General features: G+C 48.4%; 10 protein-coding genes and 1 tRNA gene. 4 read left to right on the top strand and 7 right to left on the bottom strand.

Annotated features, from left to right (window positions below; genetic code table 11):
• Positions 1-1,131 (bottom strand): ABC transporter substrate-binding protein, encoded by a 1,131-nt coding sequence (locus INT33_RS15780; RefSeq protein WP_192539056.1) that lies wholly within the window; start codon positions 1,129-1,131, stop codon positions 1-3.
• A 151-nt stretch (positions 1,132-1,282) separates the two neighbouring features.
• On the opposite strand from INT33_RS15780, the gene INT33_RS15775 reads away from it, so the two are divergent.
• Positions 1,283-2,989 (top strand): potassium/proton antiporter, encoded by a 1,707-nt coding sequence (locus tag INT33_RS15775; protein WP_193092359.1) that lies wholly within the window; start codon positions 1,283-1,285, stop codon positions 2,987-2,989.
• Between the two features lie 58 nt (positions 2,990-3,047).
• Positions 3,048-3,138, top strand: a tRNA-Ser gene (locus tag INT33_RS15770).
• Positions 3,139-3,516: 378 nt separating this feature from the next.
• Here INT33_RS15770 and INT33_RS15765 read toward each other — a convergent pair.
• From INT33_RS15765 to INT33_RS15735, 6 genes are all read right to left on the bottom strand, one after another.
• Positions 3,517-4,152: a recombinase family protein gene (locus INT33_RS15765; RefSeq protein WP_192536043.1), complete on the bottom strand. Its 636-nt coding sequence runs from the start codon at positions 4,150-4,152 to the stop codon at positions 3,517-3,519.
• Between the two features lie 413 nt (positions 4,153-4,565).
• On the bottom strand, positions 4,566-4,955 hold the full coding sequence (locus INT33_RS15760; protein ID WP_193092358.1) for a hypothetical protein: 390 nt from the start codon (positions 4,953-4,955) through the stop codon (positions 4,566-4,568).
• 486 nt (positions 4,956-5,441) lie between these two features.
• The gene (locus tag INT33_RS15755; protein ID WP_193092357.1) at positions 5,442-5,930 is read right to left on the bottom strand and encodes a hypothetical protein; all 489 of its coding nucleotides are present in this window, start codon (positions 5,928-5,930) and stop codon (positions 5,442-5,444) included.
• A gap of 256 nt (positions 5,931-6,186) precedes the next feature.
• Positions 6,187-7,440 (bottom strand): primase-helicase family protein, encoded by a 1,254-nt coding sequence (locus tag INT33_RS15750; protein ID WP_193092356.1) that lies wholly within the window; start codon positions 7,438-7,440, stop codon positions 6,187-6,189.
• The gene (locus tag INT33_RS15745; RefSeq protein WP_193092355.1) at positions 7,403-7,603 is read right to left on the bottom strand and encodes a hypothetical protein; all 201 of its coding nucleotides are present in this window, start codon (positions 7,601-7,603) and stop codon (positions 7,403-7,405) included. The genes INT33_RS15750 and INT33_RS15745 overlap by 38 nt, the downstream gene beginning before the upstream one ends.
• A 1,162-nt stretch (positions 7,604-8,765) precedes the next feature.
• Positions 8,766-10,295 (bottom strand): tyrosine-type recombinase/integrase, encoded by a 1,530-nt coding sequence (locus INT33_RS15735; RefSeq protein ID WP_193092354.1) that lies wholly within the window; start codon positions 10,293-10,295, stop codon positions 8,766-8,768.
• 665 nt (positions 10,296-10,960) lie between these two features.
• Here INT33_RS15735 and INT33_RS15730 point away from each other — a divergent pair.
• Positions 10,961-11,302 carry a type II toxin-antitoxin system RelE/ParE family toxin gene (locus INT33_RS15730; protein ID WP_192539611.1) on the top strand — a complete coding sequence of 114 codons (342 nt, stop codon included), beginning with the start codon at positions 10,961-10,963 and terminating at the stop codon, positions 11,300-11,302.
• Complete coding sequence (locus INT33_RS15725) at positions 11,289-11,600, top strand: addiction module antidote protein (RefSeq protein WP_018916179.1); 312 nt, start codon at positions 11,289-11,291, stop codon at positions 11,598-11,600. Before INT33_RS15730 ends, INT33_RS15725 begins: the two co-directional genes overlap by 14 nt.
• The last annotated feature ends 799 nt before the right edge of the window (positions 11,601-12,399 follow it).

Raw genomic sequence — 12,399 nt, 5'->3', positions numbered from 1 at the left:
TTATAGGGTATGAGGGTCAACGGCTAAACGAGATATGGGCAGTTCAGCGTCGATTAGGCCTTCTTTTAGAAGATAAGTTTCAAACGCTGCATAGCGACGGGTATCCAGTGCCGCAGGGCTTAACGCGATTCTGCGTAAAATATCCTGCCATGCGTCGGCATTGATGGGGTTATCAAGTATTGGGTGAGCATCTGTTAATAGCTGCCATGCCTGGGTTGGGTTTTCCACGATCCAATCGCTCGCCTCATCGAGGGCAATTAAAAAACGTGACCACGTATTGGCTTGTCTAGCCAAAGAGTCACTATTGGCGATGACAATCAAACCATCATGACGCGGGATACCTAAATCTCGATAACGGACGGTATGTGTGGTGATACCATTGGCAGCTAGCTGTTGAGGTAAAAAATGAAAAAAGCCATCAGCAATCGCATCAATATTGCCCTCATCAAATGCGCTGACTGGATTAAAATGCACGCTCTGTGGAGATAAGAAAGCATCCGTCTGGCGAACAGAACGCGGAATCAGCTCGGGAACTAGGATATCGGCACCTTCTCGGGTGGAGTATCCATAATGAAGCCCTGAAAGCTGGGTGGCATTTTCAGGCTGAGTCTCACCTTTTACAATAACGGCATTCAGCGGGGTCTCAATCAGCGTGGCAATGCGCGTGATGGGCATATTCTCATGGACCAGCAAATGCAGAATTGGCTGGCGCGTGAGGGCTAAATCAACTTCTCCCGCTGCCAGCAGTTTGATAGCAATGGTGGGGTCTGCAGGGGTCTGTAACTCCACATCCATGCCCTGTGCGGTAAATAAGCCACGCTCTTGAGCGGCCACCAAAGCGACATGCTGCGGGCTTAAGTACCAGTCGAGCATCACTGAGACGCTTTTCAGCGGTGGTGGCTCAAGGGGTGGTGGTAGCGAGAGAGCTGCGGCGGGCACTTCATTGACTACTTCGCTGTCAGTAGGCGGCGAAAGTGTGTCAAGGAACAGGATATCACTTTCCAAGGAAAGCGCTGGCTGCTCCTCTTGGATATCGGCTTCCTCTGCGTAAGCTGATGAAAATAGAAACAATAAACAAAACATCACCATCAATAAACGTGAATGCCCATAACGTGAAAGGCAGTACAACATAATCGGTCACTCCTGATATCTAGACGGCGGAGTTTAGCCCTGTCAATCCTTGGATGACCAGCCCCTTGTCGCTTTAGCTTACTGAGTTGACGCAGTAAATTTAATAGTGGCGTGTAATAATAGCGTGGCATTGATGTAGAGATGGAGAGACATGGACGCGATCTATACGTTCTTTTTAGTCGGCGGTTCTTTAATGGCGCTCAGCATATTAGCGAGCCGCCTATCATCAATGGTAGGCGTACCGTTGCTGCTTATCTTCCTGGGCCTGGGCATGCTGGCGGGCGAAGAGGGGGTGCTGGGGGTCGTCTTCGATGATTACGCGATGGCCTTCACTATCGGACACTTGGCGCTGGCCATGATCCTGCTTGATGGTGGCTTGCGCACGCGGCTTAAAACATTCCGGGTAGGCTTTAAACCAGCGCTGTCGCTTGCCACCTTCGGGGTATTCATAACCAGTGCGATCGTGGGCTTGATCGCGATGTGGGTGTTCGATTTAAGCCTGGTGCAAGGGCTATTGGTAGGCGCGATTGTGGGCTCAACCGATGCCGCCGCCGTTTTCTCAATGCTGAGTGGACGTGGGGTGAATCTCAACGAGCGGGTAGGCGCCACGCTTGAGATCGAGTCCGGCACCAACGACCCGATGGCCATCTTCCTTACCTTGATGCTGGTTGAGCTATTAGTCGGCGACATGGGTGGGCCTGTTGAAACCCTCATTTTCTTTATTTCTCAGTTTGGTATCGGTTTGATTGTCGGCTTAGGTGGTGGCTGGTTAAGCGCAAAACTGCTGCGCTGGCTGGATTTGGCGCCGGGCCTTTATGCCATGCTGGCGCTGGCCTTGGGCTTTAGCGTGTTCGGGTTAACCAGCGTGCTGGGTGGCAGCGGGTTTTTAGCGATCTATCTAGCGGGCCTCATGATTGGAAATCAGCCTGGCCGCCACCTTAACTTTATTCTCCCCGTGCATGATGGCTTGGCCTGGTTAAGCCAAATCGGTCTGTTCCTGGTATTGGGGCTTTTAGTGACGCCTAGCCAACTGTGGGATGTGGCGTTGCCTGCTGGCTTAGTGGCGCTGGCGCTTATTTTTATCGCGCGCCCACTTGCGGTACTCATCGCGATCAAGCCGTTCTTTAAATTCCGCTGGCGGGAAACCTTCTTTATTGCCTGGGTGGGATTAAGAGGGGCAGTACCTATTGTATTGGCCATCTTCCCGGTTATCGGTGGGGTAGAGAACGCCTCGCTTTATTTTAATGTCGCCTTTGCCGTTGTGTTGATGTCGCTATTGATACAGGGCGGCTCGCTGACGCTTATGGCGCGCTGGCTAAAAGTGGAAGTGCCGGCGGGCACGACTCCCAACCGCCGAGGGCCATTGGGTATCTTGCCAGATAACGATTTTGAAATGTTTGTCTATATGGTCGAGAATCGGGATCTTGAAGATGTCCCCATCCGACTGCTGCGCTTTCCTTCGGGCGCGCTGATTTCAGCGCTGTTTCGTAATCACGCCATGCTCCACCCCAAAGGCAGCACCCGGTTAAAAATGGGAGATGTCATTTGTGTCATTGGGCGCACGGAAGATCTTCACGCGCTAAACCGCTTGTTTAATGGTGATGCCAAGCTCAAGCAGGAGCGCGCCTTCTTCGGCACGTTTACGCTCGAAGGTAGCGCACAGATGCTGGATGTCGCTCAAGCCTATGGCTTAACGTTAAGCCCCGGCGAGCATGACATGACCTTGGCCGAATTCGTGGCCCTGCGCGTAGGCGGGCACCCGGTCATCGGTGATGATGTCGACTGGCACGGCATTCACTGGGTCGTCAGCGATATGGAGAAGGGTACGATTACCCGTGTGGGCCTTCGATTGTATTGATTTCGCTAGAAGGTGTTGACTTCCAAGGGAATACTGTTAATATACGCACCCATAAGCCGGAGGGATGGCAGAGCGGTTGAATGCACCGGTCTTGAAAACCGGCGTAGGTGAATAACCTACCCAGGGTTCGAATCCCTGTCCCTCCGCCATTATTAAAAAAGCCCCGTAAATCAATAGATTGCGGGGTTTTTTGTTTGCCAATTTCACTACTCAATTTCACCACTTTTTTCACTACTCTTCATATCTATGGGCTAAGCACAGATAGGTGCTTTGGCGGGTGAGCATCGGTGCTAAGCAAGGCCAAGAGCTACCCCCTAGGAAAGCTCTGAAATTGCAAAAATATCTAGCAGGGCTTTAAGAGCCACTAGATAGGGGGGTAAGGCAACCTAGGCATGGCTCTAGAAGCTCCTACAGGCGCGATGGAGAGGCTTTAGAGCTTAGGGTATGGCTATGTAGTGGGTTGCCTGTAAGCAGCCTTAAATCAGCGTACAGGCGAGAAGGGTTAAGCTGTTCGACCTACTAAGGGTTTACGCAGTGGCAGAGTGTGCCTCCTTCATTTCAGTCTGCACCGCATAAACAGTGCTGGTACTTGCTGGCGCTAGCTTGGCTACTTTCCTTACGCTGAAACCTGCTTCTAACAATTCTCTGATACGCTGGCGCTTTTCTTCATCCGCTGGGCGTCCCTTGTACTTACCCTCTTGCTTTGCCTTTGCTATGCCTTGTTGCTGGCGCTCACGTCTCTGTTCGTAGTCCTTGCGGGCAATAGCAGCCATCATATCTAGCATCATTGAGTTGATTGCATCTAGCATACGAGCAGTGAACTCATCTCCGCTGGTATCCTTCATGCTTTGGTGGCTGGTGGGAAGGTCTACGGCAACCACTCGCAGCCCTTTGGCATCAATCTCAGCACGTAGGCGCTTCCAGTCGTCACGCGGCAGACGGGATAAGCGGTCGATAGCTTCCACTAACAGTACATCTCCTGGCTGTGCATCGTTCAGAAGGCGTCGCAATTCCAAGCGTTCAGCTTTGGCCCCAGAAGCGTTCTCCGTGTAGTAGCTGGCGATGCTGCTACCTTGACCTTTGGCGAAAGCAGTCAGTTGCTCACGGGCACGGCTGGCATCTTGATCTTCTGTACTGGCGCGTAGGTAGGCACGAATAAACATCAGTTAGGCTCGCTTTGTGGTGAGGTGTATCGGTTTGGGTTGATTTCGTTAAGTGTATCGCTTTGAGTTCATTTTGTTAAATACCGATACGCTATAAGCCGCTCACTTTTTATATCGGCTGAGGTATACCCTATTCGATACACCTTTGACACCATGCACTTTCAGCGTGTGCACCCTTGGGATGGGGCTTTACGCCCTATGTCTTGATGGAGGCATGGAGTTTGTTTCTGGGGAGTTGGTTATTTTAGATTGAACTGATTGCAACCTTACCTGATTGCACTCATGGAGGGTGTGCACAAGAGATCAAGGATAGAGAGGGGGAAAGATAGGATTTAGTAGATGTTGGGTCTAGTCTTAGGGCTGATCCAGGGTTAGATGCTGGATCGGATCAGCCTGCTCCTCGCTAATAAAAACTAGTTTTTACAAAGCTCAGACCATCTTTCCGAGAATACCAAAGAGTCTTCGTTGCTTAACAGAACATTAGAGGTTGCTCTAGTTCTACCATTATCGCTTACAACGGTACGCACGATAAATTGAGCACGACCTGCGTAAGCGCCGAAACCATTTTTCGCATTGAAGCTGCCGCATACATACCCTGAGAGGGTCTCTCCATCTCCTGAAAGGCTTCCATAGAACTTTGTGTTTTCAAATTTTGTGGAGCCAGGATCCCTCATCAGGCTCTTTATTCTATCTTCAGCGACCATTCTCGCCTCTGATTCACTTGGGGGTGTGGTATTTGAGATCACTACGATAGCCATAAACGCAATGACAAGACCAGCCACCACCATCAAAAACGTCTTCATTAAACATTCCTATAGTTTATTTTGAATTCACGCCCCGCGAGCGCCGCGAGGAGCTGTTTTTGTATATCGAAGAATACCTAGTCCAGCCCACTATTGCTACATTATTTCTTGTTTTATCAAGACCTATTGGAAGCATCTCTGTAGCTTCATGGCTTGCACTCAGCCTCAAGGGATCATGTAGGGTATGGCCTAGGTGGCACCAAGGGTGGCCCTCAGCTATGCTCCTGAGAGCTTCTGTAGGCGTGCTAGAGGCGTTTTAAGGGGCTAAGGTAGGCTACCCTACTGGGTAGGGGCTAGAGCGTCTAATTTTAGGGGTTTTCTAGGCGCTATTGTAGAGAAGAGGAGGGCTTAACACTTAGCACAAACAAAAAGAGCCAGAACCCCGTATAAACGAGGCTCTAGCTCTGCTGAGTGACTGAGGGGACATCTTAGCTACTCAGTTATTTGCCCTTTAATAGGTGATTGCTACAGCAGTTGCTAATGTTGTTAGTCTGGGATGTTCAGGGGTGTGTAGGTGGCTGCTGCTTGCTGTTTGAACTTCTCTATCAGCTTCTCTCGCTCTGCTTCTTGCTTAGCACGTTGCTTCTCCTCTTCTGCTTCAAGGAGCTGCTGTAGTAGGAGAGACTGGTAGTGGTGGTGTTCTGCTTCCAGTTCTTCAACATAGCGTTGCTTAGTTTCTTTCTTCACTGCTTCAAGGTCTTCAGTTAGTAGATGCTCTGGTTTGATGAGGGCGATAACATAAGGGCTAAAGTTGAGATCCATCAAAGGTAGTTGAGTCTCTAATCTGTACCCTTCTAAGATAAGCCTCTCAAACTCTTCTAGAAGAGGCTTGTGGAGGCTATGGCGGATAAGGTGCTTGCTCTGGGGGGATTGTTCATAGTGGGTTACTGCAGCCTCAATCTTGGCATCTAGCTCTTCTTGGTTAAACTGGCGGGGTGTGCCTTTGATTGTGGTTTTCTCTTTTGCTTTAGGCATGTTTAGTTCTCCTGTTATGGATAGTTGGTTTGCTCTTTGTGGGCGCTTTCAAAGGCGGGAAAAACACTCTCGCTTTCAGCTCGGCAATAGTCACTACGCTTTGCTTCGTTCCTATTGCTACTGCAACCTAGTTTTAAAAAAGGTAGAGTGATGGTGCCACGGTGTCACTAAAAGCCCTATAGCCCACTGTTGGCGGGGTTCCGCTATGGGGACACTAAAAGTGGCAGTCAATAATCACGATGCCACTCTGTCACTATTAGAAGTGTTCAGGTAAGGCTAGCTTTAGTGCCTTTGGTGATGAAGTTTCACTGTAGCCCTCTTTTAATCCTTTGGGGGTGATATACAGTCTCTGGGTGTTAGTTTTCTTTTGCTTACAGCCAGAGCTAAATAGGGCGCTTGCAATAGTGGTATCAGACACTGCTCTTTCAAAGTTGCCAGCAATCTTGCCCTTCACCCACTGAAGAGTAAGAACGGGGTGCTCTTCGATGATGGGAAGTAGTAGCTCTTCTAACCTGTCTTCAGTAGAAAAGCCCATCATCTCCTTTTTGCTGTCTGTAGATGGTGGGGCATCTGTTGCACGAAAGCTATCTAAGTTGACTCCCTCTAGGTAGTCCCTCACTAGCTGGAAGCCGCCATCTAATAGCCAGGGCTTCAATTTGTCATTTATGAAGGCTGAGGTTTCGGCTTGGCTTTCTTTGTGCTTTATGAACTCAGGAACCCAGAACCGTCGATCTCCTTTCTCTAGTATCAGTGGTACGTGGCTATTGCTGGTTACGATGAAGTTAATGTAGTTATCAATAGTTACGGTTGACTTGTGCTTTCTCTTAAGCAGTATTGTGGAATTGCCTTGGAAAGACTTTAAAGCGTCTGTGGTAGACTTCTTGCTCTTATACACTTCATCAATCAATAGCAGGGTTTTACCCTGAACTATGTCGTTGAAGTCTCCTACAACATCTCTCAAGCCGCAGACAGCTACACTCTGCTTGCCAATCAAGTTAGATAAAAGAGTCTCGACAAGAAACCCTTTTCCGACTCCATGATCACTTCGTAAAACAGGAGTTGCGATTATCCTCTCTTCTGGCTTTCTTACAGCGTGGGCGAGCCACCGACCAAAGTAATTGCGCTCCATATCGTTTGGGAACCATCTTTCTAGAAACTCTAAAAACAAAGATACTTGAGAGCGGTTTACTTTATTGCCGGAAGGCTTTAAAGCAGGAGGCTGCCAAAGGTTTAGGTCTCCGTCTGACATTCTGGGGCCATTTGGTAAGAAGGTTTCTCCATATACCCAATCTAGGCATTTAAGGAGGTATTGGGGTTCTGGTGAAGGGCTGGTGCTGTGTTTGGAGTAGTAGTCGCAAAGAATATCAAGGTCAGCCTGTTCACTGTTGGTTACAACGTCCCTGATTCTGGGAAAGGAGTTGCCAGAAGGAAGGCGAATAAAGCGACTCTTTACGGCTTCAATTGCTTCTGAGTCAAATTGTTTTGTGATCTGGTGTGCAGTTTTGGTCATTGTTTACCTCAATTAAAGGGGTGCGGGAGTTTGTCTTCATATCAGCAAAAGTCTTAGAGATGATTACGTTTAAGGTGTGGTTGGTGCTGGTAAAGCCGTAGAGATCCATTAGCTCCAGCAGCTCTTGGGAGGCGCGTTCGCTCAAGTGGGTTCGCATTCGCATAGTGCAGGCTCCTGGTAGTAGCTGATAGATTCCTTAATCGACTTCAGGCTATCTAGAAGCTGGTTAAGGGGGTGATGGTTAAAAGGGTGTGGCAAGCCCTCAGCAATTCTTTGCTTGATAACATTTTGATATTGGCGGTCGGTCATGGCTGGATGCTCTGATTGGCGAAGGCGTCTAACCCTTACTTGACAGGTCGAGCCGCAGAATACCTTGTTAATACGCTTGCCTGTGATTGGCTTCCCGCAGCAGATACAGAGTGATTTGTAGTGTTTAGGCAATAGTTATCCTCCAATGGTGTTTGGTGATTTGAGTTATGAGCTTGGCTATGTAGCAGGCACAAAAAAGGAGACCTCTAAGAGAATCTCCTGCAAGGTGCTACTTTTGAGGGCAAGGGTGGGTGTCCGTGACAGAACTTTTCTTTCACCCTTAAGCTATTATCCCAGATTAAATGCAAAAAGTCAATACCTATTCAGACAAAAAAGTCAAGTTTTTTTCTCAATATCTCTGGAGGCCGCATTCTACCTAGGGTTTTGGCTTTAACAGGTAATTCTTGGTAGTGACTGAAGTGAAGCAAAGCGGGGATTCCTGCCTTGGTTAATATGCACGGTGGTAGGAGAGCTAGAAAAGGGCGGATTTCCGCCTTTTGAAATTCAGCGGGGGCGCTACTGCCTAAACGACTTCCACAAGGCTGCTGGAGGGAAAGCTCACCACCAACCTGCAAAATTCTTTGAAAATCAAAGCTCAAAGGGTTTAATCTCCGAAATCGGAGAATATGCAGTAATCACTGAAATCGCAAACTCCTCGGATGTGAGGAATTTCATAACACCATATCTGGTGGTTTAATCCCCGAAAATGGGGGAATTCCTCCAATTAACTCAAAGGCAGGAATTCCTGCCTTTAGCTCAAAGGCAGGACGTAACGGAGGAACCTACGTCGCCAATCAGCAAGCCCAAGAATTGGCTGACGAAATAGAAGCAGGAAATCCTGCTATTAAATCTATCGAGTTCAAGCGAGGTCGCAACGGCGGCACTTACGTCGTCAAGGAGCTTGTGTGTGCGCGTTGGAGGCGTTTAATAGGTGAGGGTAGGCTACCCTACTAGGTGAAGGCTAGGGCGGCTCACAGGCGCTTATAGATGCCTTCTAGGGCATTCTTGAAGTGACTTTAATCAGGGTAGGTGAAGTTGTAGTGAAGTAGCTCAATGGCTTCCCGCTTCTGTTCGATTGAAGCGCCAGCACTGTACACGTCGAACGTTATTGAACCAGTCTCATGTCCAACGATTGCAGGGATAACCAGAGCTGGCGCTCCTTTATGTTGCATCTGGGTTACTGCTGTCTTTCTGATTGAGTGGTATACGTGAAGGCGAGAGTAGCCTAGCGCCGTCTTCAACCTTCCAAACCTCTTGGACATATAATCTAGGCGATTCTGGTACTTATTGTTGCCACCTTTGAACAAGTACCCGTCTGAGGAGCTGTGCAATAGACGCTTAAGTAGTGGGGCAATCTCAGAGTGAAGGGGGATCTCACGAATACCCGCCTTTGTCTTGGCGTCCTCTATCTTGATGCTGGTGGGGGTGTGACCTGTGAATACGACGTTGTCTTTGCTTATCCTCCCTATCTCCTCTATGCGGCAACCAGTGTATGCCCCAACTGCTATAAGGTTGGCAAGGTCTGTATCGCCTTTCTCTACTGCCGCCTTGTGAAGATTCTCAACCTCTTCCACCGTGAAGGGCGTATAGGTTTCCCCAGCGTCTTTGCCTGCTCTTGGCAACTTATGGCCCACAAAGGGTGAGGGGCTTGCTCCAAACTGCTCACGGAAAGGCGGGGAGTATTTGATTGCCCACTCCCAAAAGCTCCGACCAGACCAAAGGTAATTGCTTCTTGTTTTTCTGGTAGACGATACGGAATCAAGGAACCTGTGAACTGAGTCAAAAGTAAGCTCAACACCTTCAGCACTCAGCCAGTCTGACAGCCTTTGCACTCTGGAAACATGGGAATCTCTTGTCTTCTGTTTCTCTACTTGAGTACCTAGATGTTGTGACCACTGAGCTATCATAGCTTTGCTGATAGGGGAACGTGGCTTATAAATGTCAGGGCGGCGGGTGATCTGCCTTGCCTCCTCTACTTCCGTTTCAGAAAGGGAGTATTCTTCAGCAGTGGCAGCAATGCCCACCTCTTCAATAAATTGCAGGTACTTGTTGTGAAGGTCAATGCCTTCCCCCTGAGTTCGTGGCCTGTTCTCGATAAATTCAGTTATTAAGTCCTTAATCTGTTGGGCAAGATCTAGTCTGCCCTGAGTTATCAAGTCTTCATATACGTAATAAAGATCGACTAGGAACTCGCCTGTATCTGGCTGCTCTGTCTCCTTTGGCTCTGGCTTTGGGGTGTAGAATCGTTGGGCAGCATCTACCCTTTTCTGTATCAGAGTCTTGCCTTCATCTGCTTGCAATTCTCGCCACTCATCAGCAACTAGCTTCTTACTGGAGCGTGCCTCAGCAATCATGGCCTTCCACTCAGCAAGGATAGGGTGGCTTACGTCTCTAGCCTGCGCTCTGTTGGATGTGCCCGTTGTGCGCGTCAACGTTCGTCTGTTTCCCATGGCTGCTTTGACGTCAGCAGGTACAGTTAGCTTGACGTACCAAGTCGATTCACCAGCTTTCTGATACAGGTAATCGCGTTCATATTTTTTAGCCATGTGCAGACTCAAAGCAAGGTGATTTTTGGAGTGTATTTCACTACTCAATTTCACTACTCTAGCTTCTTAGGTGCCCGTATATCAAGAGTTTAGGGGGCTTCAGGTCGATTGTCAGAAAGTCCCTGTCCCTCCGCCACCTATTACGAATAAGCCGCTGATTACAGCGGCTTTTTTGTGCCTGTAATTTGACTAGCTCATATTTTGGTTTTGGCTCTCATTGAGCAGAACTGAGCCTTTCTGGACGCTGCCTCTCTTTTTAGATTTCTTTTTACTCACCTTCAGATTAAATTCCGATAAATTCTTCATGCATGCACGCCCATGAGAGGGGTGATAGCCGCTTTTCATTCAGATGCTGCCTGTAGTGGTTTTGTAGTGGTTCAATAAAACCGGATACCACACCCTCAAACCTTTTTTTATGCGGGAGAAATAAGGAACCTTTTTCCGGAAATTTTGGCAGGCTGCATCATGGATGGTAGGAGGAGTCGATTCCACCAGGGAGCGGTCGATCGGACACCGTTCCCACCGCTTTATTTTCATACCCGCGAAATTGAAAAATCAGCGACTAAGGATTCGTTAATAAAAAGGCAATTGTCGTTTGAGTTTTTTCAATCGCTTAAAGTCACGCAATCTCTTCCAGATTGTAGCTTTTAAGCTACAATGGCCATATGACTGAACTTACCCACTACCTTACCGCTGATGGCTATGACCCTTTTCAAGCCTGGCTGGATGCTACGAAGGTTAAAGATCGTCAAGCCACTATGCGGGTACTAACACGCCTTAACCGGCTGGCAGCGGGTAATGCAGGCGACACCAAGACAGTAGGTGATGGAGTATGGGAGCTACGCATTACCTATGGTCCTGGCTACCGCGTTTACTACGCCAAGGTAGGGGCGCGCTTGGTAATGTTATTAATAGGTGGTACCAAACAGCGCCAGCAGTCTGACATCGAACAGGCAAAAGCGTTTTTGGCCGACCACAAAAGGAGAACACGTCATGAAAAGTCATGATGAAGCCGTTATTGAGATGCTGCGCACTGACCCCGGTATGGCTCTGGACTACCTGCGAACAGCGTTTGATGAGCTGGACGAAGAGGGGGGAGAGTCAGCCTTCCTAATGGCGCTACGTCATGTCGTTGAAGCTCAAGGGGGCATGGCGCTGGTAGCAGAACGTGCCAAAGTATCACGCGAAAGCCTTTACCGCGCCTTATCCCCCAAGGGCAACCCAACACTACGAACTATGACCGCGGTGATTAAAGCCACAGGCGTTAACTTTCACGATCTTACTCATCAAGCGCCAGCAAGTTAACGCCACCAAAAAGACGAGCATAGCGTCGCATCGAAGCGCACACAAGCACCTGTATTTATGCTGGGTGGGATGTTGGGTGAAAATATAACTACATTATAAGTTGTTGAATTTAAAACACCGTTGGCGGACTGCTCATCAGCCTCTTATCTCGAAAAGCCCCTGATTTATCAGGGGGCTTTTTTCGTTTCTAGGCCCTGCGCTTCTTTCCCAATATCTCCTCTATAGAATGCACCGGTCGTTCACTGTGTCCAGAATGTGTCTGAGAATGCTCGATTATCTTCTGGCGCAGTGAGAAGCGCCAGTAAATAGCTACTTGATTAATAGGAGCATGCATAGAATCACTCCTTTCATTCATTCTTTATTGCTCAGTATCAAGCATCAAGAGCAGTCTTGTATGCAAGCGCTGACTTATCACGACGTATTAATAGATCACTTTTATTAATTAAGCAGCCTGGAGAGCTGTATAACGCCACTGAGTGTTTCAATACCTGTCATCTTTAACTAGGTTTTCTAAAAGCTCTATTTTTAGCTAAATGCACGGTTTCCTCGTGGAGCCGAGCATAGCTTTTGAGCTTTTTTCTAAATTTAGTTAAAAAATAATCGCGGTGATCAATAGAGCTTATTTACCTAAAATCAAGCAGTACTAGGTAGTGAGGAGCTAGGAAAAATGAATCCGACCTATATTAATAGCATTGCCTGTGCTGTCCCAGACTTTGATATACTGAATCGCCCCGGGTTTCGTAGACACCTCTAGGCCTTATACTAAAGGTACCTAGGAGGATCCATGAGCCGTCCCCGT

The sequence above is a fragment of the Halomonas colorata genome, assembly GCF_014897985.1.
Lineage (GTDB): Bacteria > Pseudomonadota > Gammaproteobacteria > Pseudomonadales > Halomonadaceae > Vreelandella > Vreelandella colorata.
Note: the sequence above shows the minus strand (reverse complement) of the source record. Positions and strands in the feature narration are given on the sequence as shown.